Raw genomic sequence first — 26478 nt, 5'->3', positions numbered from 1 at the left:
TGTCGGTCCTCATACGTAGCGCCTGGAAGGGTCATCCCCTGCCGGCCGCCAGCCCGCGGCGAGATCTGTGCCCCGCCAGTCGATATTGCGCCGTCCCCGCCATGCCTGGATGAGAAGGACGGGAACGAGGGTTTCGCGCGCCAGCGAGGCGGCCCAGGCCCGTGGCCCGAACGGCAGACCATAGGCCGCCAGGAACCAGGCCTCGGCCGCCAACCAGGCCACGCTGTGGGCAAGCAGGGCCATCGCGATCTGGGTTGGCGCCCAGCCCAATGCAACCAGCCCTGCGGCTCCGGCAACACCGGAGGGGAACCAGCCGATCGCCGGATCGAGCAGGGCCAGCATTCTGACCTCCCACGTCAGGTTGAGACGGGTCGACGCCCAGCGGACCTGGCGGCGCCAGACGTCCGACCATTTGCGTTGGCCGACCGGCAGGTGCGGCATCGTGTTGCCGAGCCAAGTGGTGCGCCCGCCCCGATCGCGCATCGTGCGCACGATCGAGTAGTCATCGGCGATGTAGTTGAGGAACGCTTGGTGGCCACCGATTTCCTCCAGCACGCCGCGGGCAAGGACCGTCATGCCGCCCGACGCCACCGGCATGCCGAGCCTGTCGGCCGCCAGCAGGAAGCGGGCCTGATGTCCATTGATGTAGGCGCATTCGAGCTCCGCCGCAAAATTCGCCGGTGCCCAGCCGGCCTTGAGCCCGAGGACCAGGCCCACCTTGTCGGACAATTCCGTCGCCGCACGCCGGAGGTCGTCCAATGTCACGGCAACCCCTGCGTCGCACAAGACGACGACGGACCGGCTGGCCGCCTCCAATCCCTTACGCACGTTGTTCATCTTCGGATTGAAGGTGTCGTCGCTGCCGATCAGGATCGGTGCGGCAGGCCACAATGCGCGGGTTTGCGCGATCGCCTCGTCGCCCTCGCCAGCGACGCAGATCAACACCTCGGTCCCCTGGTGCGACAATTCCTCCAGCGCTCCGATATAGGCAGGCGAGGCGTCATGCCGCCCGGCCAGCGGCGCCACGATGCTGAAATCGGCCGCCGCATGATGCGCCGCCGCCGCCGGCCGCCGCCGCCGCGCCAGGGCGGCGCTCAGCCAATGGATCACCGTGGTGAAGGCCCACCATCCCAGTCCGATCCAGGCCAGCACGGCGGCAAGCATCAGCCATCACTCGGCAGCGGCGAAGCGATGGATGTCATCCTTTTCCATCGCCATCGCCCGGTGATAGGCGCGAATCACCGTGCTGGGTTCGCCTTCGGCACGAATGCGGCCCTCTTCGATCCAGATCGCCCGATTGCACAGCCGGCGCACCTCGGCCGTCGAGTGGGAGACGAACAGCAACGTGCCGGTCTTGCGGAACTCGTCGATCCAGTCGAGGCACTTGCGCTGGAACGCGGCGTCACCCACGGCGAGCGCCTCGTCGACCACCAGGATCTCGGCGTCGACATGGGCACAGATGGCAAAGGCCAGCCTGGTCTTCATGCCCATCGAGTAGTGTTTGACGGGCTGCTCCATGTAATCGCCGATTCCGGCAAACTCGCAGATCGAATCGAACTTGCGCAGCACCTCCGGCCGCTTCAGCCCGAGCACGGCGCCGCCGATCATGATGTTCTCGCGCCCCGACAGCTCTGTGTCGAAGGTGGCGCCCAGCGCAAGCACCGGGGCGATGCGGCCCGTCACCCTGAGCTCGCCGTTGCTCGGCAGGGTCATGCCGCAGATCACCTGCAACAGGGTCGACTTGCCGCAGCCGTTGCGGCCCAGGATGCCGATGCTGTCGCCGCGATGGACGTCGAGGTCGATGTCGCGCAACACCCAGAACGGCTTGAAGTACGTCTTCCACCAGCCCAGCATCACCTGCTTCAGCCAGTCGCTGCGGTGCGCATAGAGCTGGTAGGCTTTTCCGAGGTGCCGGGCGCGTACGACGACTTCAGAGGACGTCGACGATGACATTCCGATACCTGTCGTAGAACCAGTAGCCGAAGTAGAAGGTGAAGATCGCAGTGAACAGCGCCCAGGCGCAGACCGCAGGATTGGGCATCTTGCCGACCAGCACGATATCCCGCGTGATCTCGACATAGGCGGTCAGCGCATTGGCATAGATCAGCAGATCGAACGGCGCCGACAGCATCTCGTGGGGATAGAAGACCGGGGTGGCGAACATGAACAACGGCACGACATTGATCATGAAGTAGCCCGCATCGCGCGTGAACGCGCCAACCGCGCAAAGGAACCACGCCATGCCGACCAGGAACGCCATCAGCGGCAGGAAGACCAGCGGGATGAACACCACGGTCCACGGCAAGCCGCCAGTCACCAGGAGCTGGAACAGCAGCATGACGCCGACGGAGATGGCGGCATAAGCGGTTGCCCGCAGTGTCGAGATCACTGCCAGCATATCGCTGGGGAAGATCGTCTGCTTGATGAAATGGGCGTACTCGTGCAGCAGCATGGGCGCCCGAAACGCCATCTCCGAGAAGAAATTGAAGATGACGATGCCGCTGAAGATGAAGAGGGCGTAGGCGACCTGGGGTCCGCCGCTGATGTCGGTCAGCGGCAGCTTCATGGTCGTACGAAAGGCGAAGGTATACACAGCGATGGCCAGCAACGGGGCGATCACAGCCCAAACCCAGCCGGCCGCCGACCCCTTGAAGCGGTCACGGACCTCGCGGCGCAGAATCGCCTGGATGAGATCCTGATGATACCACATCTGCAGGAATGGCCGGATCAGGAAGCGGGTGAAGCGCTCCCCTGGAGCAAGCTGCTCGACCACAATCTGCTTGCCGTTGACGACGTTCACCGACGGCATGAACCGCGCGTCTCCTTCCTGCCTGCGTTGGTGAGCCCGGTAGGGATCGAACCTACGACCACCTGATTAAAAGTCAGATGCTCTACCGCTGAGCTACGGGCTCGCCCCGAGGTCGCGCCGCTGGCCGAAACCCCGCGCGGCGCCCGTATATGATGCGCCGGGCCGACGGTCAACGCGCTCATGAGCGCGCTTCTCCTCCCCAGCGTCGCTGGGGAGGTGTCCGCGTCTTCGCGGACGGAGGGGTCATGGGCGATGAGACTCCTGACCCCTCCGTCGCCGAAGACGGCGACACCTCCCCAGCGAAGCTGGGGAGAAGTATCTGGCCAGGCGGCTTCAGGAGTGCCCGAACTTGGCCTTGAGCCGCTTGAAGACCTTGCCGGATACGAATTGCGACGTGTCGCCGCCCAGGCGCGCAATGTCCTTCACCAGGGACGAGGCGATGAACTGGTGCCGATCGGAGGCCATGAGGAAGATGGTCTCGACGTTGGGCTCCATGCGGGCGTTCATGTTGGCCATCTGGATCTCGTACTCGAAGTCCGAGACCGCGCGCAGGCCGCGAATGATGACCGACGCACCGACCTCGCGCGCGAAATGGATCAAGAGGCCCTCGAACGGCACGACCTGGATGCGATCCTTGTCGGCCTGCGAGAAATCCGCGATGTCGTCCTTGATGATGTCCATACGCTCTTCGAGCGAGAACAACGGCCCCTTGCCGATGTTGATGGCCGGCCCGATCACTAGCCGATCGACGAGCCGCAACGAGCGGCGCACCACCTCCATGTGCCCGCTGGTTATGGGATCGAACGTGCCCGGATAGACACCGGTGCGTTCTGAAGCCATCTCTCCCCCTTATACGCCAGTTGCGGCGGCGAAGTCTTAGCGACACGGGAGTGCCTTATCCACCGTTTGTTTCGGAATGACCGTTGCCGTCGCCGCTGTCGGCACCGCCATTCTCACCCCCGTTGCCATTGGCCGCATCGTCCTCGCCGATCCGCACCGCGGACACGACACGCTCGCCTTCGCTGACATTGACGATGCGCACGCCGCGGGTCGCCCGGCCCGCGATGCGGATTCCATCGACCGGGCACCGAATCAATGTGCCGCCGTCGGTCATCAACATGATCTGGTCGCTGTCAAGAATGGCAAGGGCGGCGACCACCTCACCACCTTTCGCGAGACTCATGAGCTCGACGCCCTTGCCGCCGCGGCCGGTCACTCGATACTCGTAGGCCGATGTACGCTTGCCGAAGCCGCTCGACGCGACAGTGAGGACGAACTCTTCCTTGGCCTGCAGCTCGGCGAAGCGCTCGGACGACAGCGCGTGGACCGTGCCGGCCGTCTCCTCCGCCGGCGCCTCCTCCTCGGCCTGCCGAAGCGCCCGTGATTGGCGCAGATAGGCGTCGCGCTCCTCGGTGGTGATGCCCCTGCCGCTGTCGAACAGCGACATCGAGATGACCTCGTCGCCGTCGGCCAGCGCAATGCCGCGCACGCCCGTCGAGGCGCGGCTCTGGAACACGCGCACGGTCGACAAGGGGAAGCGCATCGCACGGCCCTGGCGCGTCGCCAGCAGCACGTCCTGCTCCTCGGTGCAGACGCTGACGCCGATCAGCCGGTCGCCGGCATCGTCGCCCTCGAACTTCATCGCAATCTTGCCGCTCTGGTGGACATTGACAAAATCGCTGAGCTCGTTGCGCCGAACCCCGCCGCGCGCCGTCGCGAAGACGACGTTGAGGGTCGACCAGCTCGACTCGTCCTCCGGCATCGGCATGACGGCACTGATCGTCTCGCCTTCGCCGAGCGGCAGCAGATTGACGAAGGCCTTGCCGCGGGCTTGCGGGGCGCCGAGCGGCAGGCGCCATACCTTGAGCTTGTAGACGATGCCGCGACTGGAGAAGAACAGCATCGGCGTGTGGGTATTGGCGACGAACAAGCTGGAGACGAAATCGTCCTCGCGCGTCGCCATGCCGGCGCGCCCCTTGCCGCCACGGCGCTGCGCCCGATAGGCCGACACCGGCACGCGCTTGACGTAGCCGCCATGCGTCACGGTCACGACCATGTCCTCGCGCTGGATCAGGTCCTCGATGTCCTGCTCGAACTCGTTGTCGATGATCTCGGTGCGCCGCGGCGTCGCATACTGCTCCTTGATCTCGACCAGCTCCTTGCGCATCAGCGCAAACAGCTTGTCGCGATCGCCCAGCAGCTCGAGATAACCTTCGATCAGCTTGGCCACCTCGGTCAGTTCTTCCGAGATCTTGTCGCGCTCAAGCCCGGTCAGGCGCTGCAGGCGCAGTTCCAGGATGGCGCGAGCCTGCGCCTCGGACAGCCGGTACGTCCCGTCGGCCGACACCTCGCGTCCCGGCTCGGCGATCAGGGCAATCAGCGGCGCCACGTCGGCGGCCGGCCAGTCGCGCGCCAGCAGGCGTTCGCGCGCCACCGTCGGGTCGGGCGCCCGGCGGATCAGCTCGATCACCGCGTCGATGTTGGCGACGGCGATCGCCAGGCCGACCAGGATGTGGGCCCGATCGCGTGCGGCAGCGAGCTCGTACTTGGTGCGCCGCGTCAGCACTTCGGCGCGGAAGCGAATGAACGCCTCGAGCAGCTCCTTGAGGCCCATCAGCCTCGGCCGTCCGCCGTCGAGCGCCAGCGCATTGACGCCGAATGTCGTCTGCAACGGCGTGTAGCGATAGAGCTGGTTCAGGACGACGTCGGCCATCGCCTCGCGCTTCAGCTCGATCACCAGCCGGACGCCGTCACGGTCGCTCTCGTCGCGGATCTCCGAAACGCCCTCGACCTTCTTGTCGCGCACCACCTCGGCGATGCGCTCGTGCAGACGTGCCTTGTTTTCCTGGTAGGGGATCTCCGAGACGATGATCGATTCGCGTCCGCCGCGACCTTCCTCGATCCGGGTCCGCGCCCGCATGATCAGGGAGCCGCGCCCGAGCTCGTACGCCGCGCGGATGCCGTTGCGTCCGAGAATGGTGGCACCGGTCGGGAAATCCGGCCCCGGAATGCATTCCATGACCTGCTGGACGGTGAGCGCGGGATTGTCGATCAGCGCGCAGCACCCGTCGATCAGCTCGCCGAGATTGTGCGGCGGAATGTTGGTCGCCATGCCGACGGCAATGCCGCCGGCACCATTGGCCAGCAGATTGGGAAAGGCAGCCGGCAAGACCGTCGGCTCCTGACTGGTCTCGTCGTAGTTGGGCTGGAAATCGACCGTGTCCTTGTCGATATCCGCCAGCAGCGTTTCCGCGACACGTGCCAGGCGCGCTTCCGTATAGCGCATCGCCGCCGGCGGATCGGCGTCCATCGACCCGAAATTGCCTTGCCCCGAGATCAGCGGCAGGCGCAACGAAAAGACCTGCGCCATGCGCACCATGGCATCGTAGATCGCGCTGTCGCCGTGCGGGTGATACTTGCCCATCACGTCGCCGACGATGCGCGCCGACTTGCGGAAAGCGTGCGTCGAGTCGTACCCGCTCTCCTTCATCGAGTAGAGGATGCGGCGTTGCACGGGCTTCAGGCCGTCGCGGGCATCGGGCAGCGCCCGCGCCACGATCACGCTCATGGCGTAATCGAGGTACGAACGGCGCATCTCCTCTTCGATGGTGATCGGCGCGATGTCGTGCGGGGTCGGCGGCGGGGGCGGTTCGTCGGAGGGCGGAGGTGGAGGCGCCGGCGGAAGGGTCGTGTCGTCGCTCACGGATACCTGGATTTTGCTTGCTTTTGGGGCCCTGCCAGGGTGCCCGGCGGAACGGAACGCACCCTAGCAAACCGTGGCCCAAAGACCAACAAAAATCGCCCCGATATCGCCGCTTTAACATATTGATTTTATTGACTAAATTGGCGTCGTAAACAAGGCTTCGGAAGGTCCCCAATTGGCTATTGAATCTGGTCAGAATTCGGCTCCGCCGGCAGCCCCGATCGCGGTCTTCGACCTGGGCGGGGTGCTGCTCGATTGGAACCCCCGCCATCTCTACCGCAAGCTCATCCCCGATGCCGGCGAGATGGAGGATTTCCTCGCCCGCGTGACGACCAACGAATGGCATGTCGACCAGGATCGCGGCGGCGACCCGATCGAGGCGACGCGGCACCTCAAGTCCCGACATCCGGGCAAGGAAGCCCTGATCGAGGCGTTTTACGGCCGGTTCGACGAGATGTGCGACTACAGCTTTCCGGAGATGACAGCCGTCGTCGAACGGCTGCACGAGGCGGGAACGCCGCTCTATCTGCTGTCGAACGCACCCGGCTTTCTCGATGACTGGGTGCGTGGTCCGGGGCAGCGGCGCCATCGCTTCCTCAGTTGCTTTCGGGATTACGTGGTGTCCGGCCGTGTCGGTCATCTCAAGCCCGCGGCGGCGATCTACGACCTGGTGTGTCAGGCCGGCGGCTTCGCGCCCGGCGAGGCGGTGTTCATCGACGACAGCCTGGCCAATGTCGAAGGCGCCCGCGCTTTCGGCATGAAGGCCATCCATCACGTGAGCGCCAACCAGACGATCAAGCGCCTGCGTACCCTCGGCCTGCCCGCCTGACGTGCCGGGAGCGCGCCACTCCTGTCGCGCTCCCGGCAGGCTACTGTAGCCGCTCGCAGAACTCGCGAACGGCGTCGGGCGGCGCCTTGGCGTAGGTACTTCGGCGGCTGACGACGACATTGGTGATCGACCGCAGCGCCAGGGCCATTTCGGTGGCCTTGGCGACGACGGCGATGCCGTTCAGCACAGGGGCGCCGTCGATGATGAACGGGCTCTCGCGGGCGAACAGCAGCATGGGCAGGCCGCCGGCAGGAATGATCACCTCGGCCCCCTTCTCGATCAGCGGCTTCACCTGGGCGACAAATTGGGCGCGCACGGCAGCGTAGGCGTCCACATCGGTGAATGCTTTCATGAAGGCGGGAAGATTCATCTCGAGCGCCGTCGTGCCGACGACGCGCTCGCCGAGCCCGTGCAGGCGTACTTGGCGGTCATGCCAGGGGATGAAGATGGGATCAATCGTGACCAGCCCGATCCGATATCCCATGGTGAGGGCCAAGAGCAGGTTCGCCTCTCCCAGGGCGACGACGGGAATATCCAGGGAGCTGCGGATTTCCAGTAACCCCGGCTCCTGGAAATGGCCGATCACGAAGGCATCGTAGCCCGCCTTCTCGGCGTCCAGGGCATGGCGGATGATCTGCGCGGCGCAGCGGAACTCGGTCAGGGGATGAAACGAACGGTCGGGCGGATCGAGGCCGTGAACCTCGAAGCGGATGCCACGTCCCGCGACCTCATCGAGCTGAGCCTGCAGGCGTTCGATGTAGGGCGCCTGCTCCACCGGATGGACGAAGCTCTGATACCAGACGCGGACCTGACCCTGCGGCATTGGCGTTACACCTGTGTGATTATTCTCCTCCCCAAGCAAGGCTTGGGGAGATGTCGCCGTCTTACGACGACGGAGGGATCATGCTTCATCTTCATATGGACCGCGGGCCTCCCGCCCGCTCTCCAGTCGGCCCTAGAACGGAATGTCGTCGTCGAGATCCTTGCCCCCGCCGCGCGGTGCCGCCGGACGGCCTCCGCCGCCGCTGCTCGGCATCGAGCCACCGCCCATGTCGTCGTCCATGCCGCCCATGCCACCGCCCATGTCGCCGCCGCCGCCGCCACTGCGGCCATCGAGCATCGTCAGCGCGCCGCCGAAGCGTGGAATCACGACTTCGGTCGTATAGCGCTCCTGGCCGCCCTGGTCGGTCCATTTACGGGTCGCCAGTTGGCCCTCGACATAGACCTTCGACCCCTTGCGGATGAATTTTTGCGCCACCTCGGCGAGTTTTTCGTTGAAGATCACGACTCGGTGCCATTCGGTGCGCTCCTTGCGCTCGCCCGACTGGCGATCCCGCCAGGTATCAGAGGTGGCTACCGACATGTTGACCATGGATCTGCCATCCTGCATGGACCTCACTTCGGGGTCGCGGCCGAGATTGCCGACCAGGATGACCTTGTTCACGCTGCCCGCCATGGGGGCCTCCTTTGCTTTCCCGGTGCCGCAGGACGCAGCACCTACCTCACGTCGGGCAAGGTAGCGCCGGCGGCCTGTGGGCAGCCACCAATTTCAGGTTGCGAACCGGCCAGCCGGCGACGCGTGAGCCCCCATTTCCGACTTCGCGCTGGCCATCTCGCCTGGAAGGTCGCGCTCGTCATCGGCCTGATCGCAGGCACCATGCAGCTCCTGACGAACGATCGGCCACCCGCGCTGATGCAGGCATGGCAACCGGCCACCACCTGACGCCGCAATGCCCTGATCCGTGGCGCGAGGCATGCCCTGCTCCGATTGCTGTCAGAAGCTGACAGGAGCTGGCAAGGCTGGGGGTTAATCGCCATATGCGCTATCCCGCGCATCGCCTATTCTCCCCGCACCGATGGCCAAGTCCCGCCCCCCCATTGCCGAGCCGCACCGCTTCATCTCGATCCGCGGTGCGCGCGAACACAATCTGAAGAACGTCGATCTCGACCTGCCACGCGACCGTCTGGTGGTGATCACCGGCCTGTCCGGGTCAGGCAAATCGTCGCTTGCCTTCGACACGATCTATGCCGAGGGTCAGCGCCGCTACGTCGAGAGCCTGTCGGCCTACGCCCGCCAGTTCCTTGAGCTGATGCAGAAGCCCGACGTTGATTCGATCGAGGGCCTGTCGCCGGCGATCTCGATCGAGCAGAAGACCACCTCGCGCAATCCGCGCTCGACGGTCGGCACCGTCACCGAGATCTACGACTATCTCCGCCTGCTGTTCGCCCGTGTCGGCGTGCCCTACTCGCCGGCGACCGGCCTGCCGATCGAGAGCCAGACCGTGTCGCAGATGGTCGACCGGGTGAAGGCTATGCCGGAAGGCACGCGGCTGTTCCTGATGGCGCCGATCGTGCGCGGCCGCAAGGGCGAGTATCGCAAGGAGCTGCAGGAGCTTCAGAAGAAGGGGTTCCAGCGCGTCAAGATCGACGGCAAGCTCTACGAGATCGCCGAGGCGCCGTCGCTCGACAAGAAGTACAAGCACGACATCGACGTCGTCGTCGACCGCATCGTCGTGCGGCCCGATCTGGGCAATCGCCTGGCCGATTCGATCGAGACTGCGCTCGACCTCGCCGAGGGGCTGGCGGTCGCCGAGAATGCCGATAGCGCCGAGCGCACGGTGTTCTCCGCCCGCTTCGCCTGCCCGGTCTCGGGATTCACTATTGAGGAGATCGAGCCGCGCCTGTTCTCCTTCAACGCCCCGCAGGGCGCCTGCCCGTCATGCGACGGCCTCGGCGTGAAAATGTTCTTCGATCCGGAGATGGTCGTGCCGGACGACCGCCTGTCGCTCGCCGAGGGCGCGATCACGCCATGGGCCGATTCGTCGGGCCAGTATTACCTGCAGACGCTGGAGAGCATCGCCAAGCACTTCAAGGTCAAGATGTCGACGCCGTGGCGCGACCTGCCGAAGAAGGTGCGCGACGTCGTTCTGCAGGGCAGTGGCGGCGAGGCGATCGCCATGCGCTACGACGACGGCATCCGCCAGTACCAGACGACCAAGCCGTTCGAGGGTGTGATCCCCAATCTCGACCGGCGCTGGAAGGAGACCGATTCGTCGTGGGTGCGCGAGGAGCTCGAGCGCTTCCAGCACGAGACCAAGTGCGAGGCCTGCGGCGGCGCCCGGCTCAAGCCCGAGGCGCTGGCGGTCAAGATCGGCGGGCTCGACATCAGCCAGGTAACTGAGTTCGCCATCGGCGAGGCGGTGCAATGGTTCCTCGGCCTCGACCCCAAGCTCACCGCCAAGCAGCGCGAGATCGCCGCCCGCATCCTCAAGGAGATCAACGAGCGGCTGGGCTTCCTCGACAATGTCGGCCTGAGCTACCTGACGCTCAACCGCACGTCGGGCACCCTGTCGGGCGGCGAGAGCCAGCGCATCCGCCTGGCCTCGCAGATCGGCTCCGGCCTGACCGGCGTGCTGTACGTGCTCGACGAGCCGTCGATCGGCCTGCACCAGCGCGACAATGATCGCCTGCTGAAGACGCTGGTCCGCCTGCGTGACCTCGGCAACACCGTGCTGGTGGTCGAGCACGACGAGGACGCGATCCGCGCCGCCGATCATCTGGTCGACATGGGACCGGGTGCCGGCGCCCATGGCGGTTCTGTCATCGCCGAGGGCACGCCGGAAGAGGTGATGCGCAACACGGCGAGCCTGACCGGCCAGTACCTCTCCGGCTTCCGCCAGATCCCGGTGCCCAAGGTGCGACGCGAGCCGCAGCCGCCAAGCAGCAAGGGCGCACGATGGCTGACGCTCAAGGGCGCGCGCGAGAATAACCTGCGCAACGTCACGGCCAACATTCCGCTTGGCACCTTCACCTGCGTCACTGGCGTGTCGGGCAGCGGCAAAAGCACGTTGATCGTCGAGACGCTCTACAAGGCGCTGGCGCGGCGGCTGAACGGCGCGCGCGAGCATCCAGGCGAGCACAGCGGGCTCGACGGCGTGCACCATCTCGACAAGATCGTCGACATCGACCAGTCGCCGATCGGCCGCACGCCGCGTTCCAATCCGGCGACCTACACAGGCGCCTTCTCGCCGATCCGCGACTGGTTCGCCCAGCTGCCCGACTCGACCGAGCGCGGCTACAAGCCCGGCCGCTTCTCGTTCAACGTCAAGGGCGGCCGCTGCGAGGCCTGCCAGGGCGACGGCGTCATCAAGATCGAGATGCACTTTCTCCCGGATGTCTACGTCCAGTGCGACGTCTGCAAGGGCAAGCGTTACAATCGCGAGACGCTGGAGATCCAGTTCCGCGGCAAGTCGATCGCCGACGTGCTGGAGATGACGGTCGACGAGGGCGTCGAGTTCTTCAAGGCCGTGCCGGTGATCCGCGACAAGCTGCTGACCCTGCAGCAGGTCGGCCTGGGCTATATCCATATCGGCCAGCAGGCGACCACCCTGTCGGGCGGCGAGGCTCAAAGGGTCAAGCTCGCCAAGGAGCTGTCGCGCCGGGCGACCGGCCGCACGCTCTACATCCTCGACGAGCCGACCACCGGTTTGCATTTCGAGGACGTGCGCAAGCTGCTCGAGGTGCTGCACCGGCTGGTCGAGGGCGGCAACACGGTGCTGGTGATCGAGCACAATCTCGAGGTCATCAAGACCGCTGACTGGATCCTCGATCTCGGTCCCGATGGCGGCTCCGGCGGCGGCCGCCTGGTCGCCGAAGGTCCCCCCGAGGAGGTCGCCCGGGTCACCGAGAGCTACACCGGCCAATACCTCGCCCGCCACCTGCCCCGCAGCGCCGCCGCCAAGCGGCGGGCATGACAATCATTCGCCGTGGGGAACCACGCCGGCTTCAATGAAGAGAAAGGTCCCTCGCTGCGCTCGGGATGACAGTATTGTTGTCGTGCCTGACACCATCGATCTCATCCCGAGCGCAGCGAGGGGACCCTTCTTTCAGAATTTAGCCGCGTCGCCAGTCAATGTGGCCAAGATCGTAGTCGAACTGCCGTTCCACGACCGCCGGCGTGGCGTCGGACGCATCGCCCTTGCGATCGGCGACGCGCGCCATCGCCACCTCCTTCGGCACGTCGAGCCAGATGCCTTCGAAGGGCACGCCGACACGCGCCGCCAGAGCCCCGGCCATCGCCCGCTCGGCCGGGCGGGCGAACACGGCATCGAGCACCACGCTGTAGCCGGCGCGCAGCACGCGTTCGGCGCGGGCCAGCATGGCGGCGTAGACTTCGGCCGAGGCGGCAGCCGTATAGCTGCCGGCCGGCATGGGTTCCTCGAGCGCCACGCCGGCGCGGCGCTTGCGCTCGACGTCGCTGCGCACCACCACGGCGCCCGGCGTGCGGCCGATGGCGGGCGCCCGTTTCAGCGCCTGGGTCGTCTTGCCGCTGCCGGACAGGCCGCCGATCGCCAGCAGGCGCGGCGGTTCGAGCTGCAGGAACGCGAGCGCCTGGCGCTGGTACGTACGGGCTTCCTCGCTGACCTTCCCCGCGAGCGCCGCGCCCGACGCCTCGACGAAGGCCCGCACGGCGGCACGGCGCGACAGAAAATGCGGCAGCAAAGCCAGTGCCTCCTCGTGCGACGCGCCAGGCAATTCGGCGACGCGCCACAACCATTCGTTCAGCAGCCGGTTGGCGAGCGGCCGCAGCCCCCGATCGCACAGATCCATCAGGGCGAAGGCGAGGTCGTAGAGCACGTCGATGCTGGCGATCCGCTCGGAGAATTCGATGGCGTCGAACGGCACCGGCTGCCCGTCGATCAGCACGATGTTGCGCAGGTGGAGATCGCCATGGCAGCGCCGCACCGCGCCGGCCGTCGCCCGCCGCGCCACCAGATCGGCGAACGGCTCGAGCGCGCCCGGCAGTTGCACCGCCAACGCCTCGGTCGTCGCCGGATCCAGCCGCTCGCCCTGCTCGCGGAGCTGCCGGACATCGGCCGCCACCGAGCGGCGATAGTCGTCCGGTCCGGAGAAACCTGCGAGCGGCGCCAGCCCGTTGTGATAGGCGGCGACGCGCGCCCCGAGCGCCGCCATCAGCTCCGGCGTCAGGGCGCCGCGCGTCGCCATGCGATCGAGCAGGCCGTCCTCGTCGAAGCGCCGCATGACGACCAGCCAGTCGATCGCATCGTCGGCGAGTTGCCCGACCTCCCCCAGCGCCAGCGTGCCGTCGGGCAGCTTCCGGATCGGCGCGACGCCGAGATAGATCTCGGGTGCCAGCCGACGGTTGATCTCGACCTCGGCCGCGCACATGGCTCGCCGGATCGGCACGGTGGAGAAATCCATGTAGGGAAACTTCACCGCGCGCTTCAGCTTGTACGCCCGCTCCGATGTCAGGAAGACGACGGCGCCATGCGTGTCGATGCGCTTCTGCGGCGTCAGTCGGGCCTCGAGGAACGCGGTGGTCGCCGATTGATCCTCGACGATGAAGCTGGGATGAGCGGTCATCGGGCAGCGGCCGGGTTTCGGGTCAGGCGAAGGTGGGCTGGTGCTCGGCAACGCCGAACGGATCGATATGGAGGATCACCTCCGCATCGGGAAAGGCTTGCCGGATGCCCGCCTCGACCTGATCGCCGATCTCGTGCGCCCGTACCAGGGCGAGACCGGAATCGACCTCGATGTGAAGCTGGATGAAGCGGGTCAGGCCGGCCGATCGCGTGCGCAGGTCGTGCACCGCGCGCACCTCGGGATGGCGCCGGGCAATGGCTGCGATGCGATCGCGGTCGGCCACGGGCAGCTCACGGTCCATCAGTACGTCGAGCGACTCGCGGCCGACCTGCCAGGCGCCGTGGATGAGAAAGAGCGCCACCAGGCCCGCCATGGCGGAATCGATCGAGGGCTGGTCGAGCAGGCCGGACAGATACAGAGCGGAGCCCACGGCGACGTTGGCCACGAGGTCGGTCGCGTAGTGAGCCCGATCGGCACCGATGGCGAGCGAGCCTGAACGGCGTACCACGTAGTTCTGGAACGTCACCAGCGCCAAGGTCAGCACGACAGCGAGGGCGCTGACCGCCAAGCCGAGCGCCTCGCGCTGTACCGGATGGGGATGCAGCAGGCGATCGCCCACCGTCAGCAGCAGGCCGCCGCCCGACGCGGCGATGAAGCCGGCCTGGGCGAGCCCGGCAAGCGCCTCGGCCTTGCCATGGCCGAACCGATGGTCGGCATCGGCCGGCGTCAGCGCCTGGCGCACGGCAACGAAGGTCACCAGCGAGGCCACGAAGTCGAGCGCCGAGTCGACCAGCGAGGACAGCATGCTCACCGACTCGGTGAGCAGCCACGCCACGGCCTTGGCGCCGATCAGCATCAGCGCCACCGACATCGACGCCACCGCGGCGATCCGCATCAGACGTTTGGGCTCGATCGCCATCAGCCCAATATAGTGCTTGGGATGGCTCGGCGTATTGTTACGGATCAAGGTCTCTCATTCTCCTCCCCACGCTTTGCGTGGGGAGGTGTCGCCGTCTTCGGCGACGGAGGGGTCATGAGCAGCGGAACTGAGGCTCATGACCCCTCCGCCCCGTATGACGGGGCACCTCCCCGGCTTCGCTGGGGAGGAAAATGACAGCCCTCACGGATAGAGCGTGCGGGTCGTCCAGGGCTGGTCCGGGGCCGTGCGGCGATATTCCAGCCGGTCGTGCAAGCGGAAGGCACCGTCCTGCCAGAACTCGATCAGCAGCGGCTGCAGGCGAAAGCCCGACCAGTGGGGCGGGCGGGGCACCTTGCCGACGAGATGGCGTGCCCCGAACTCGGCTACCCGCTTCTCGAGCGCGAACCGGCTCTCCAGCGGCCGCGACTGCTCGGAGGCCCAGGCGCCGATCTGGCTGCCGCGGTCGCGGCTGGAAAAATAGGCGTTCGCCTCGGCTGCCGTGGTCGGCGCCACCGGCCCCTCCAGGCGCACCTGGCGACGCAGCGACTTCCAGTGGAACAGGAGGGCAGCCTTGGGATGGGCCAGCAAGTGCTGGCCCTTGCGGCTTTGGTGATTGGTGTAGAAAACGAAGCCCGCGCCGTCGAACTGCTTGAGCAACACCATGCGCACCGCCGGCGTACCGTCGGGCCCCACCGAGGCCAGGCTCATGGCCGACGGATCGTTCGGCTCGCTCTTGCCGGCTTCCTCGTACCAGGCGCTGAAGATCGTCAGCGGATCGGGCTTTTCCTCAATCATGACCACAATATGAGGGGTTGTGGCTGTTCAGACCACCGGCATCTTGTCCCAATTGCTGTCCCCCGCTAAGAACGACCCATGACCGTAGCTGGACAGTTGATGGCCGGAAAAAAGGGCCTCGTCATGGGCGTCGCCAACGAGCGCTCGATCGCCTGGGGCATCGCCAAGGCCTGCCATCAGCAGGGCGCGGAGGTGGCCATCACCTTCCAGGGCGGCGACGCTTTGCAGCGCCGTGTCCGCCCCCTCGCGGACTCGATCGGCGCCAAGATCATGCTGCCCTGCGACGCGAGCGACCCGGCCAGCATCGATGCGACCTTCGCGGAGCTGTCCCGGCAATGGGGCGCGCTCGACTTCCTGGTCCATGCCATCGCCTTCTCGAACAAGGATGAGCTGCGCGGGCGCTATCTCGACACCACGCCGGAAAACTTCCAGCTCACCATGAATGTGAGCTGCTATTCGTTGACCGCGGTGGCGCAGCGCGCCGTGCCGCTGATGCCGAACGGCGGCAGCATCCTCACCCTCACCTACTACGGCGCCGAGCGGGTGATCCCGCACTATAACGTCATGGGCGTGGCCAAGGCGGCACTGGAAGCGAGCGTTCGCTACCTGGCGGCCGACCTCGGCGAGCAGAAGATTCGCGTCAATGCCATCTCGGCCGGGCCGATCAAGACGCTGGCGTTCGCGGGCATCAACGACGGCCGCTATATACTGAAGTGGAACGAGCTCAACTCCCCCCTGAAGCGCAACATCACCCAGGAGGAAGTCGGCAACTCCGCCCTCTATCTGCTGTCGGACCTCGGCACTGCCACGACCGGTGAAATCATGCATGTCGACGGCGGCTATCACGTCGTTGGCATGATCAAGACCTCGTCGGCCAAGCAGATCGCCGAGCTGCTCGGCAATTTCGAGGGCGAGTAGGACGGGAGGCCGGCGGGCATGGCCGGCAGCAGTTTCGGAACGCTGTTCAAGTTCACGAGCTGGGGCGAGAGCCACGGCCCGGCCATCGGCTGCGTCGTCGATGGCACGCCGCCGCGCATTCCCCTGAGCGAAGCCGACATCCAGGTGTGGATGGAAAAGCGCCGGCCCGGCCAGTCGCGCTTCGTCACCCAGCGCCAGGAGCCCGATACGGTTCGCATCCTCTCCGGCGTGTTCGAGGGTGTCACCACCGGCACCCCGATCGGCCTGCACATCGACAATGTCGACCAGCGCTCGCGCGACTATTCGGAGATCAAGGACAAGTTCCGCCCCTCGCACGCCGACTACACTTACTGGAAAAAGTACGGCGTGCGCGATTATCGCGGCGGCGGCCGGCAGTCGGCGCGCGAGACCGCCGTGCGCGTGGCGGCCGGTGCGATCGCCCGCAAGATCCTCGGCGAGGCGGTCACCATCCGCGGCGCCGTGGTGCAGCTCGGCACCCAGAAGATCGAGCGCGGCAAGTGGGACTGGGAGGCGACGGCCGACAATCCCTTCTGGTGCCCCGACCGGCAGGCGGCGCAGGTCTGGGAAGGCTATCTCGACGACGTGCGCAAGCGCGGCAGCTCGTGCGGCGCGGTGATCGAGGTCGTGGCCTCCGGGATCGCCGCCGGCCTGGGCGACCCGGTCTACGACAAGCTCGACGCCGACCTCGCCAAGGCGTTGATGAGCATCAATGCCGTCAAGGGTGTCGAGATCGGCGACGGCTTCGCCACCGCGGCGATGAGCGGCGCGGAGAATGCCGACGAGATGCGCATGCAGGACGGCGCGCCGGCCTTCCTCAGCAATCATGCCGGCGGCATCCTGGGCGGCATCTCGACCGGCCAGGACATCGTCTGCCGACTCGCCGTGAAGCCGACCAGCTCGATCCTGACGCCGGTGCGCAGCGTCGATCGCTTCGGCAATGAGGTCGAGCTGCGCACCAAGGGTCGTCACGACCCCTGCGTCGGCCTGCGCGCCACGCCGGTCGCCGAGGCGATGGTCGCCTGCGTGCTCGCCGACCACATGCTGCGCCAACGTGCGCAGGGCGGATGAGGCAGTGGGGGTGACTGCCTCTATTGGCACCAACTTTGGTTGCGCCAAGCATGTCCTCATCCTGAGGAGGCCGCTGAGCGGCCGTCTCGACGGATGGGCCGCATACGACATCGTCGGAATTGCCTTGCCGCAGCACCTGTACTGTGGCTCACCCTTCGAGACACGGCCCTTCGGGGCCGCTCCTCAGGGTGCGGTCTCGTTGTAGGTGCGCCTATGGTCGCTGCCGTTCGGCCAGTCGAGGCGCGCTACAGCGTACTGCACAACATCAGCATGGCGGCGGTATCGGCCGGCATGGTGACGGCGGCGATCGTCTATTTCGTCCGCAACCCCGCCAACGCCCCGACCCTATCGCCGAACGATCCGCGCTTCGTGCTGTTCACCATGCTCGCCGCCGCGATGGCCTACTACGTCTATATCGGGGTCAGCCGCTATCGCAATCGCACGCCGCAGCTCGTCATCGACCGCGACGGCGTGTTCCTGGGATTCGGGCGCGACCGTCGCCTTGCCTGGAAGGATATCCAGTGGGTGAGGCTGCGCCGCCTGGCCCTGCGCCCGCAGCTCGAGATCGGCGTCGCCCCGGAAGCGTTCATCGCGGCCAACCTGCGCCTGTCGATGTGGAACCTCGACGACGGCCTGCGGCCGATCCGCGGGATGCCGACGGCCGTTCTGGTGCGCGACAACGGGCTCGATATCACGGCCTCGGCGATGCTTGACGCCGCACGGACGTTCCGGCCGAATCTCGTCAAATCCTGACAATTGATCGGAGCTCGCCATGTGGCGATTCATTGTGGGCCTGCTCGCCACTGTAGGCGCCCTCGTCCTAATTGCGGTCGGCGGCGTCATCGCCCTCGTCTCGTCCGGGACGTTCTCGAGCAAGCCGCTGCCGCAATCGATCGTCCTGTCGCTCGACTTGCGCGACGTGCCGCCTGAGGCGATCTCCGGCGACCTGTGGAGCGGCGGGTTGCTCTCCGACAAGCGCGACATCGTCGAGACGGTGCAGCTCGTGCGGCAGGCGGCCGAGGATCCGCGGGTGGTCGGCCTGTTCGTCGATATCGGCGACGAGTCTGCTGGTTTGGCGCGCGTCCAGGAGCTGCGCCAGGCGATCGTGTATTTCCGCAGCAAGGGCAAGTACGCGATCGGCTTCGCCGAATCGCTGGGCAGTAGCGGCGCCCACTTCGCCGACTACTACCTCGCTGCAGCCCTCGACCAGATCTGGCTGCAGCCGAGCGGCGGCTTCTCAGTCGCCGGCATCGCCATCGAGACGCCGTTTCTCAAGACGGGGCTCGACAAGCTCGGCATCCAGATCGAGGGAGGCAAGCGCTTCGAATACAAGAGCGCGCCCGATTCCTTGCGCGAGACAGGCTATACCGCCCCGGCGCGGGAGAACCTGCAGAAGCTGCTCGACAGCCTGTTCGCCCAATTCATCGCCGACGTGGCACGCGATCGGAGAATGAATCCCGACAAGCTGCGCCGCCTGATCGACTCGGCGCCGCTCGACGCAGACAGGGCATTCCGGGAGAGTCTGATCGACAGACTCGGCTATCGCAGCGACGCGCTCGGCGACATCTGGCTGCGTAGCAAGGTGGACCGGCTTGTCACCCTGTCAGACTATGCCGCCGACGACTCGCGACCCAAGCCGCAAGGCGACGTCATCGCGCTGGTGCATGTCAGCGGCCCAATCGTGTCGGGCGCCGGCCCCTCGGGTCCGCTGGACAGCGATACGATGGCACAAGCCGACGACATCACCGATGCCTTGGAGAAAGCCGTCAAGGCGAAGGAGGTGCGCGCCATCGTGCTGCGCATCGATTCTCCCGGCGGCACCTACCCCGCGGCCGATGCGATCGCCGACGGCGTGGCGCGCGCCCGGGCAGCCGGCAAGCCGGTGATCGTGTCGATGGGCGATGTGGCGGCGTCGGGTGGATATCTCGCCGCGATCAAGGCCGATGCCATCGTCGCCCAGCCGACGACCATCACCGCATCGATCGGCGTGTTCAGCGTCTGGCCGGTGGCCGCCGAGCTGCTGACTTCGCTCGGCATCCGCGTCGAGCGTCTGTCAACCGGCACCAACGCCGGCATGTACTCGCCTTTCCAGGCTCCGACCCCCGCGCAGCGCGACGCCGTCGCGCGCGACCTCGACAGGATCTACGCCGAGTTCACCCGCCAGGTCGGCGAAGCGCGCAAGCTCGACAGCGTCCGCCTCGACTCGGTGGCGCGCGGCCGCGTCTTTTCGGGCGCCGACGCCAAAGCGGCGGGCCTGGTCGACGAGCTGGGCGGCCTGCAGCGCGCCATCAACATCGCCAAGGCCAAGGCGGGCATCGATGCATCGAGCCCGGTCGAGCTGCGCCGCTTCCCTGGAGAGCAGGATCGCTGGCAGCGCATCTTCGATCGCCTTCTGCACCTCAGCGGCGTCGACGCCCAGGGACCCGCCCTGCGTGCGCCGCGCGAGGTGCGCGAGACGCTGGCCCAGTTCGGCGTCGTGGCCCGTCCCGGCAACGTCCGCCTGCCGCCGCTGCCGCCGTTGTGGCGGTAAACGCCTCGCGTCCCCGTAAACGGGGGCATTCGCATATGGGCACGCCTCTCATTCTCCTCCCCAGCTTCGCCGGGGAGGAAACGGCTACTGCCCAAGCCTGATCGTCTGCACGGTCTCGAGCGCATCGCCATCCCGCCGCAGCAGCGCAAGTTCCTCGACACGGCCGTGCATCGGCAGGTGCTGGCGCTGGACGATGCGCGCCACCTGCTCGGCGGCCGCGGCGTGGTCGAACAGGCCGACCGTGATATGCGGCTCGAAGGGCCCGGGACCGGGCACGGGATTGAGAGTCTCGTGGAGGTCCACGAGCTCGGCGGCACCGTCGGCCGGCATTGCAAAAAGATAGGCGGCGCGGGATGGCGGCGCGAGGTCGTGCCGGACAAGGCGGTCGAGCATGAACCAGAACGGCCGTCGCGACGCCAGATCGGCAAGCGCCTTGCGCAGCCGCGTTTCTTCGTCCGCCGCGGCGCCGAACACCAGCGTGATATGCGGGCCGATCAGCGCGGCCTCGCCGGGATGGTACTGCGCGCGCAACCGGCGCAGGGCTGTCTCGTCGGCCTCCGCCAGCATTGGCCAGGCGACGACGAACAGCATCTCAGCCGTAGCTCTTGGCCATGCCGAAGGCGGGATCCATCGCCGCGCCGTAAGGCGGGAACGGATAGCGCAAGCCGTTCTTGCCGAGATGGCCCATGCCCTCGACGGCGCGCAGGAACTCGTCCGGCGGGCAGGCCATCAGCAACTCGTCGTCGGCGACGCCGCCATAGCGCCGCTCGGCATAGCAGGGCAGCGACAGCGAGGTCTGGCGCGTGGCGAGCGCGCGGCCCCACGAATCGGCGCACGCGCTCTCGCCGGTGACGGTGAAATCGTAACGGCGGTAGCGATGGAACTGCAGGCCGTTGATGAAATAGATCATCTGGCCCGGCGTGCCGTAGAACAGGCAGATGTCGGGCGGATCGAGGCGCGCCGAGCGCAGCGGCGACACCACGAGACCGTTATAGGTGCCATGCGGCACGCGCGGCATCTGGGCCTGGTGCGCGGCCGAGGCCTCCTTGTTGCCGAACCACACGCCGTTCATGTGATCGCCCGACAGGAAGCCCTCGCCCGGATGGTTGAGGCCGACTACACCGCCGCAATTGCCGCCGCGCGTGTTGTCGACAGTGATGCCGAGCGTGAAACCGTACCAGCGTGACTGCGTCACCATCTGGCACATGGTGAACTTGAAGCCGTCGGTCGGCTTGCGCAGCCCCTTGATGGCCTCCATGTCCTTCGGGTCCTCGAACAGCCGCATGCCGATCGGCTGGGTGCGGATGCGCAGGAGGTCGATCAGCTTGGTGCTCGCCTCGGCCAGCATCGCGCCGGTGATCCTGTCGGGCGGCGTCCACGGTGCGGTCTTGTAGCCCGGCGGCAATGTCTGGACGTTCATAGCTTCCTCCGTGTCTGGCTAGGTGAGGTTCAACCCACCGTCGGCGATGACGATTTCCCCGGTAACGTAGTCGTTGGCGGTGAGCGCTGCCACCAGATCGGCGATATCCGCGGGGCGCGCCGAACGTCGCATCGGCGCCTTGCTGTTCCACAATGTGTAAGACGCCTCCCAGCCGGCGCTCATCGGCGTATCGACCAGTCCCGGCGCAACGCAATTGATCCGGATCGCCGGCGCCAACGTCAAAGCCAGCAGGCGGGTCACGTGATGCAGCGCCGCCTTGGCGGTCGCATAAGGGATCGACGCTCCTTTCGGCCGGAAGCCGGCATGGCTGCCGATATTGACGATGCTGGCAGGCCTGCCCTGCTCGGCCGACTTGCGCAGGGCGGCTTCCGCTTCGGCGATCAGCATCCACGGCGCGATCAGGTTCACGTCCATCATGCGATGCCACAGGGCGGGCGTCGCCGCCTTGAGGTCGTCATGGGCAATGCGCAGCGTCTCGCCGGCATTGTTGACCAGCACGTCGAGGCGGCCGTGGCGCGCGGCCACCTCGCGCACCAGTCGCCCGGCCTCGGCCGGATCGGCGAGGTCGACCCGGTGATAGCTGGCGCCCGGCAACTCGGCGAGCAGCGCCACGACGGCCTCCTGCGGCCGCCGGCCATGCAGCGCCACGGTGTAACCGTCGCGTGCCAGTCGGCGCGCCACCGCTTCGCCGATGCCCGAAGTCGAGCCGGTGACGAGGGCAACCCGCTCAGACACGATCCGCTCAGACACTGAGCTTCAGGGCCTCCAGCGTCTCGTCGGGCCGCTCGACCAGCATGAAATGCCCGCTGTTGGCGATCGTCACGGTGCGCGCGCCGGCGATCGCCCCGGCAAGCGGCCTGGCCTTGGCCGCCGGCGTCATGAGATCGCCGTCGCCCAGCACCAGCACGGTCGGACACTTGACCGCCGGTGCACGCGCCATCGCGTCCTTGTAGGCATTGCAGGCCGTGAGATCGGCATGGATCACGCCCGGCCGGTTGCGCGCCAGCACGGCCAGCGATTCGCGCCGCAGCCACAGGCCGGGCGAGACCATGCCGCCCTTGTGCAACGCGTTGCCGATGCCCCAGAAGGTCATCAGCTCCTGGACCTTGAGCGTGCCGTCCCTGGCCGAGGCCAGCATTTCGGGATGCACAGGCATCTCCGCGGCGACGCCGCACAGGCCGAGGCTGCGCACCCTGTCGGGAAAGCGCGCCGCCGTCTCGACCGCCACCAGCGCCCCCATCGAATGGCCGACCAGCGCGGCGGTCTTCAACCCTGCCGCATCGATCAGCGCAGCCGTCCAGTCGGCCATTGCGGCGATGCTTTGGAGCGGCTTGCCGGCGGACCAACCATGGGCGGGGAAGTCGATCGCCAGCACGCTCCGCCCATGATGGGCGAACCAGCGAGTCTGCAGCCGCCAGATCGTGCGATCGAAGCCGGCACCGTGCAGGAAGATGACGGTCGGCTTGGCGGCATCGAAGTCGACGCCGCCGGTCGTCGCGAACGTGGTCTCGCCGTTGACGGTGAGCTTCATGGTCAGCCCTTGAGCGCGGCGCGCAGCGCCTGGCCAAGATCGTCGATCAGGTCGTCGGGGTCTTCTAGACCGACAGAGAGGCGGATCATGCCTTCGCCGATCCCGGCCTGCTGCAGCGCCGTCGCATCGAGCTGGGCATGCGTCGTCGATGCCGGATGGATGACCAGTGACTTGGCATCGCCGACATTGGCGAGGTGCGAGAACAGGCGCAGCCGCTCGATGAAGCGCCGCCCGGCATCGCGGCCGCCCTTGATGTCGAAGCTGAAGATCGAGCCTGTTCCTTTCGGCAGCAGCCGCTGGGCGAGCGTGTGATCGGGATGGTCCGCCAGCTCCGGCGAGGCAATGCGCTCGACGGCGGGATTGACCTTCAGGAAGGCGATCACCTTGCGCGCATTCTCGACATGACGCGCCATGCGCAACGGCAAGGTTTCCAGCCCCTGCAGCAGGTAGAACGCCGTCTGCGGTGCCATGCAGCAGCCGAAGTCGCGCACGCCCTCGGTACGAGCGCGCATGATGAAGGCGTGCGGCCCGAACTCCTCGGTGAAATCGATGCCGTGGTAGCCGGCATAGGGTTCGGTCAGGGTCGGGAATTTTCCCGACCGCTCCCAGTCGAAGCGGCCGGCTTCGACGATCACGCCGCCGATTGCCACGCCATGGCCGCCGATGAACTTGGTCGCCGAATGGAAGACGATGTCGGCGCCGAGCGTCAGCGGCCGGCACAGCACCGGCGAGGCGAAGGTATTGTCGATCATCAGCGGGATGCCCGCCGCGTGGGCGATGTCGGCGATCGCCGGAATGTCGAGCACTTCGCCGCCCGGATTGCCGATCGTCTCGCCCAGCACCAGCCGCGTCGCCGGCGTGATGGCGCGGCGAAAGCCGTCATGGTCGCGCGGATTGACGAAGCTCGTCGTGATGCCGAAGCGCGGCAGGGTGAGCGCCAGCATGTTGCGCGTGCCGCCATAGAGCGAAGTCGACGCCACGATGTGGCCGCCAGCGCCCATCAGGGTGGCGATGGCGATGTGCAGCGCCGCCTGTCCGCTGGCGACTCCGAGCGCGCCGGTGCCCTCCTCCAGCGCCGCCACCCGCTCCTCGAACACGGCAACCGTGGGATTGGAGATGCGGCTGTAGATGTGGCCGCCGACCTCGAGGTTGAACAGGCTCGCGGCATGATCGACGTCGCGGAACACGAATGACGTCGTCTGGTAGATCGGCACGGCGCGGGCGCCGGTGACCGGATCGGGATGCTGACCGGCGTGCAACGCCAGCGTGTCGGGCTTCAGGAACCTGGCGTCGACCACGGCGCTCTACTTCTTGAAGAAGGCCGCGGCCGCCGCGGCATGGCCCTGCTTGGCCTTGATCTTGGCTTCGACCCGCGCGATCTCGGCCTTCAACGCGGCGACGTATTCCTGCAAATCTTCGATGTTCATCGAGTCGAGATTGATCGGCTGCTTTTTCTTCTGTCGCGGATCGAGATCGTCGAGGTCGTAGGCCATGGCGCTGCTCCACGGAAGTGGCTAAGGGAGACCTAGCACTGCTCCCATTCCTTCGAAAGGCCGACCATGAGCGCTCTTCCCGCAACGATGACCTGTGTCGAGATCAAGAAGCCGGGCGGGCCGGAAGCGCTGGTGCCGACGACCCGGCCGGTGCCGCAGCCCAAGGACGGCGAGATCCTGATCAAGGTCGCCGCGACGGGCGTCAATCGCCCGGACATCGCCCAGCGCGCCGGCCTCTATCCGCCGCCGCCGGGCGCCTCCGACCTGCCCGGCCTCGAAGCCGCCGGCACGGTCGCGGCGCTGGGCGCAAGCGTCAGCGGCTGGAAAATCGGCGATGAGATCTGTGCCCTGACGCCCGGCGGCTCCTATGCCGAGTATTGCACCGTGCCGGCGCCGCAGTGCCTGCCGCTGCCCAAGGGCTTCGACATGCTGCTCGCGGCGGCGCTGCCGGAAAACTATTTCACCGTCTGGCACAATCTGTTCGAGCGCGGCCGCCTTTCAGCCGGCGAAAGCGTGCTGATCCACGGCGGGGCGAGCGGCATTGGCACGACGGCGATCCAGCTCGCCAAGGCCTTTGGCGCCACGGTCTTCACGACGGTGCGGACGCCCGAGAAGGCAAAGGCCGTGCGTGCCCTCGGCGCCGATCATGCGATCCTGTACAAGGACAACGACTGGGCAGCCGAGGTCAAGAAGCTGTCGGGTGGGGTCGATGTCGTGCTCGACATGGTGGCAGGCGACTACCTGCCGAAGAACCTGCAGCTTCTGAAGCCGGACGGCCGCTGCGTCGTCATCGCCGTGCAGCTCGGCGCCACAGCGACCATCAGCGCCGGTATCGTCATGGTGAACCGATTGACCCTGACCGGCTCGACGCTCAGGCCTCAGAGCGTCGCCAGCAAGGGGCGCATGGCGCAGGGCCTGAAGGAGAAGGTGTGGCCGCTGCTCGAGGCAGGCACCATCAAGCCGATCATCTACAAGACCTTCCGGCTCACCGACGCCGCCGACGCGCACGCCGAGCTCGAGCGCGCCGACCATGTCGGCAAGGTCATGCTGACGGTGTAACGGCGCGCTTGGAAAGACAGCGCTCAGTCGCGCCGGTAGTCGCCGGAGTCGGGCTGGTCGGCCTCGGCCGGGTCGATCGCCTCGGCGGTCTCGGCGGCTGTCCCCGTCTCGGCCTCGTCTTCGACCGTGGCCAGTGCCACGCCCTTCTTCTTGGCGGCGTCGTCGCGCGCGGCGCGCCGGCGCGAGGCGTCGACCGCTTCGTTGAGGTCGCGCAGGGTGCACAGTCCGAGCGTTACCGGGTCGCGCGGGCGGACGTTCTGCATGTTCCAATGCGTGCGGTCACGCACCGACTGGACAGTGCTCTTGGTCGAACCGACCAGCTTGGCGACCTGGGCATCCAGCAGCTCCGGATGCACTTTCAGCAACCACGCGATGGCGTCGGGGCGGTCCTGCCGCTTGGCAACCGGCGTATAGCGCGGGCCCTTCGAACGGGTGATCGGCTCGGGGATGTCGCGCGGGCTGAGCCGCAGGCGCACCGACGCATCGCTCTCGCCGCGCTTGATCTCTTCCTTGGTGAGCTGGCCGTTCGTCGTCGGGTCGAGGCCGGTCATGCCGCCGGCCACTTCCCCGTCGGCGATTGCCTGGACCTCGAGCGGGTGCAGACCGGTGAAGGTCGAAATCTGATCGAACGTCAGGGTCGTGTTTTCGACCAGCCAGACGGCGGTCGCCTTGGGCATGAGCACTTGCGACATGACTATTCTCCTCGCCCGGATATAGAGGCCCCCCTGGAGCCCGCCAACCCGAAAAGCGGCGGTTGACTGCAAAGATTTATTTGCAGCGTACAAATGAAAACGGCCGGGCTGAGCCCGGCCGTCTCGATTGCCCTGTTGGGGGCAGTCTTACTGGATGACGATCTCGACGCGGCGGTTCTGCGGCTCGCGCACGCCGTCGCCGGTCTGCACCAGCAGGCCCTGCTCGCCGCGGCCGATCACCGTGATCGCCGTCGCCGGCACGCCCTCGCGCACCAGCGCGTCCTTG

The 26478-nt window shown here is 66.8% G+C and carries 25 protein-coding genes and 1 tRNA gene; 8 read left to right on the top strand and 18 right to left on the bottom strand.

Annotation, left to right across the window (positions count from 1 at the left end; genetic code table 11):
- Window positions 1-9: 9 nt before the first annotated feature.
- The 6 genes from ACILR9_RS32625 to gyrA all read right to left on the bottom strand — a co-directional run bounded on the left by ACILR9_RS32625 (window position 10) and on the right by gyrA (window position 6512).
- Window positions 10-1164 carry a glycosyltransferase gene (locus ACILR9_RS32625; RefSeq protein ID WP_395714162.1) on the bottom strand — a complete coding sequence of 385 codons (1155 nt, stop codon included), beginning with the start codon at window positions 1162-1164 and terminating at the stop codon, window positions 10-12.
- 6 nt (window positions 1165-1170) lie between these two features.
- Entirely contained in the window at window positions 1171-1953 is a 783-nt protein-coding gene (locus ACILR9_RS32620; protein WP_395714161.1) for an ABC transporter ATP-binding protein, read from the bottom strand.
- Window positions 1931-2809, bottom strand: coding sequence for an ABC transporter permease (locus ACILR9_RS32615; protein WP_395714160.1), 879 nt, complete (start codon window positions 2807-2809; stop codon window positions 1931-1933). Before ACILR9_RS32615 ends, ACILR9_RS32620 begins: the two co-directional genes overlap by 23 nt.
- Before the next feature lie 28 nt (window positions 2810-2837).
- Window positions 2838-2912, bottom strand: a tRNA-Lys gene (locus ACILR9_RS32610).
- A 230-nt stretch (window positions 2913-3142) separates the two neighbouring features.
- Window positions 3143-3649: a pantetheine-phosphate adenylyltransferase gene (gene coaD, locus ACILR9_RS32605; protein ID WP_395714159.1), complete on the bottom strand. Its 507-nt coding sequence runs from the start codon at window positions 3647-3649 to the stop codon at window positions 3143-3145.
- A 55-nt stretch (window positions 3650-3704) separates the two neighbouring features.
- The gene (gyrA, locus tag ACILR9_RS32600) at window positions 3705-6512 is read right to left on the bottom strand and encodes a DNA gyrase subunit A (RefSeq protein ID WP_395714158.1); all 2808 of its coding nucleotides are present in this window, start codon (window positions 6510-6512) and stop codon (window positions 3705-3707) included.
- Window positions 6513-6687: 175 nt separating this feature from the next.
- Between gyrA and ACILR9_RS32595 the strand changes: the two genes are divergently transcribed.
- The gene (locus ACILR9_RS32595) at window positions 6688-7341 is read left to right on the top strand and encodes an HAD family hydrolase (RefSeq protein ID WP_395714157.1); all 654 of its coding nucleotides are present in this window, start codon (window positions 6688-6690) and stop codon (window positions 7339-7341) included.
- A gap of 40 nt (window positions 7342-7381) precedes the next feature.
- Here the strand turns inward: ACILR9_RS32595 and ACILR9_RS32590 are convergent, their stop codons facing one another.
- Together ACILR9_RS32590 and ssb are read right to left on the bottom strand one after the other, a co-directional pair.
- Window positions 7382-8203, bottom strand: a complete 822-nt coding sequence (locus ACILR9_RS32590; RefSeq protein ID WP_395714156.1) for an aspartate/glutamate racemase family protein — start codon at window positions 8201-8203, stop codon at window positions 7382-7384.
- Between the two features lie 93 nt (window positions 8204-8296).
- The gene (gene ssb, locus ACILR9_RS32585; RefSeq protein ID WP_395714155.1) at window positions 8297-8797 is read right to left on the bottom strand and encodes a single-stranded DNA-binding protein; all 501 of its coding nucleotides are present in this window, start codon (window positions 8795-8797) and stop codon (window positions 8297-8299) included.
- Between the two features lie 123 nt (window positions 8798-8920).
- Between ssb and ACILR9_RS32580 the strand changes: the two genes are divergently transcribed.
- Both ACILR9_RS32580 and uvrA read left to right on the top strand, forming a co-directional pair.
- Window positions 8921-9064, top strand: a complete 144-nt coding sequence (locus ACILR9_RS32580; protein WP_395714154.1) for a hypothetical protein — start codon at window positions 8921-8923, stop codon at window positions 9062-9064.
- 133 nt (window positions 9065-9197) lie between these two features.
- Complete coding sequence (uvrA, locus tag ACILR9_RS32575; protein ID WP_395714153.1) at window positions 9198-12095, top strand: excinuclease ABC subunit UvrA; 2898 nt, start codon at window positions 9198-9200, stop codon at window positions 12093-12095.
- 139 nt (window positions 12096-12234) lie between these two features.
- Here the strand turns inward: uvrA and ACILR9_RS32570 are convergent, their stop codons facing one another.
- The 3 genes from ACILR9_RS32570 to pdxH form a co-directional block, all read right to left on the bottom strand.
- A complete protein-coding gene (locus tag ACILR9_RS32570) occupies window positions 12235-13725 on the bottom strand; it encodes an AAA family ATPase (protein WP_395714152.1) in 1491 nt (496 codons plus the stop codon).
- 22 nt (window positions 13726-13747) lie between these two features.
- Window positions 13748-14692 (bottom strand): cation diffusion facilitator family transporter, encoded by a 945-nt coding sequence (locus ACILR9_RS32565; RefSeq protein WP_395714151.1) that lies wholly within the window; start codon window positions 14690-14692, stop codon window positions 13748-13750.
- Between the two features lie 153 nt (window positions 14693-14845).
- Entirely contained in the window at window positions 14846-15439 is a 594-nt protein-coding gene (gene pdxH, locus ACILR9_RS32560; protein WP_395714150.1) for a pyridoxamine 5'-phosphate oxidase, read from the bottom strand.
- Window positions 15440-15517: 78 nt separating this feature from the next.
- Between pdxH and fabI the strand changes: the two genes are divergently transcribed.
- The 4 genes from fabI to sppA all read left to right on the top strand — a co-directional run bounded on the left by fabI (window position 15518) and on the right by sppA (window position 19976).
- A complete protein-coding gene (gene fabI / locus ACILR9_RS32555; protein ID WP_395714149.1) occupies window positions 15518-16357 on the top strand; it encodes an enoyl-ACP reductase FabI in 840 nt (279 codons plus the stop codon).
- An 18-nt stretch (window positions 16358-16375) separates the two neighbouring features.
- Entirely contained in the window at window positions 16376-17446 is a 1071-nt protein-coding gene (gene aroC / locus ACILR9_RS32550) for a chorismate synthase (protein ID WP_395714148.1), read from the top strand.
- Window positions 17447-17659: 213 nt separating this feature from the next.
- Window positions 17660-18199 (top strand): hypothetical protein, encoded by a 540-nt coding sequence (locus ACILR9_RS32545; protein WP_395714147.1) that lies wholly within the window; start codon window positions 17660-17662, stop codon window positions 18197-18199.
- Window positions 18200-18218: 19 nt separating this feature from the next.
- Entirely contained in the window at window positions 18219-19976 is a 1758-nt protein-coding gene (gene sppA, locus ACILR9_RS32540; protein ID WP_395714146.1) for a signal peptide peptidase SppA, read from the top strand.
- 84 nt (window positions 19977-20060) lie between these two features.
- Here sppA and ACILR9_RS32535 read toward each other — a convergent pair whose 3' ends face one another.
- Genes ACILR9_RS32535 through ACILR9_RS32510 form a run of 6 tightly spaced genes read right to left on the bottom strand, consistent with a single transcriptional unit; the run spans window position 20061 to window position 24441 of the window.
- On the bottom strand, window positions 20061-20567 hold the full coding sequence (locus tag ACILR9_RS32535) for a 2'-5' RNA ligase family protein (protein ID WP_395714145.1): 507 nt from the start codon (window positions 20565-20567) through the stop codon (window positions 20061-20063).
- A 1-nt stretch (window position 20568) separates the two neighbouring features.
- Window positions 20569-21396 carry a DUF169 domain-containing protein gene (locus ACILR9_RS32530; RefSeq protein WP_395714144.1) on the bottom strand — a complete coding sequence of 276 codons (828 nt, stop codon included), beginning with the start codon at window positions 21394-21396 and terminating at the stop codon, window positions 20569-20571.
- A gap of 18 nt (window positions 21397-21414) precedes the next feature.
- Window positions 21415-22152 carry an SDR family NAD(P)-dependent oxidoreductase gene (locus ACILR9_RS32525; protein WP_395714143.1) on the bottom strand — a complete coding sequence of 246 codons (738 nt, stop codon included), beginning with the start codon at window positions 22150-22152 and terminating at the stop codon, window positions 21415-21417.
- Between the two features lie 7 nt (window positions 22153-22159).
- A complete protein-coding gene (locus ACILR9_RS32520) occupies window positions 22160-22948 on the bottom strand; it encodes an alpha/beta fold hydrolase (RefSeq protein WP_395714142.1) in 789 nt (262 codons plus the stop codon).
- A 2-nt stretch (window positions 22949-22950) separates the two neighbouring features.
- Window positions 22951-24246 carry an O-acetylhomoserine aminocarboxypropyltransferase gene (locus tag ACILR9_RS32515; protein ID WP_395714141.1) on the bottom strand — a complete coding sequence of 432 codons (1296 nt, stop codon included), beginning with the start codon at window positions 24244-24246 and terminating at the stop codon, window positions 22951-22953.
- Between the two features lie 6 nt (window positions 24247-24252).
- Complete coding sequence (locus ACILR9_RS32510) at window positions 24253-24441, bottom strand: DUF1192 domain-containing protein (protein WP_395714140.1); 189 nt, start codon at window positions 24439-24441, stop codon at window positions 24253-24255.
- A gap of 66 nt (window positions 24442-24507) precedes the next feature.
- Between ACILR9_RS32510 and ACILR9_RS32505 the strand changes: the two genes are divergently transcribed.
- On the top strand, window positions 24508-25500 hold the full coding sequence (locus ACILR9_RS32505; protein ID WP_395714139.1) for an NAD(P)H-quinone oxidoreductase: 993 nt from the start codon (window positions 24508-24510) through the stop codon (window positions 25498-25500).
- A 23-nt stretch (window positions 25501-25523) separates the two neighbouring features.
- On the opposite strand, the gene ACILR9_RS32500 is transcribed toward ACILR9_RS32505, so the two are convergent.
- Window positions 25524-26192: a cell cycle transcriptional regulator TrcR gene (locus tag ACILR9_RS32500; protein ID WP_395714138.1), complete on the bottom strand. Its 669-nt coding sequence runs from the start codon at window positions 26190-26192 to the stop codon at window positions 25524-25526.
- Between the last annotated feature and the right edge of the window lie 286 nt (window positions 26193-26478).

Origin of the sequence: Reyranella sp. (genome assembly GCF_044224635.1) — a bacterium.
GTDB lineage: Bacteria > Pseudomonadota > Alphaproteobacteria > Reyranellales > Reyranellaceae > Reyranella.
This window is presented reverse-complemented; position numbering and strand designations above follow the sequence as displayed.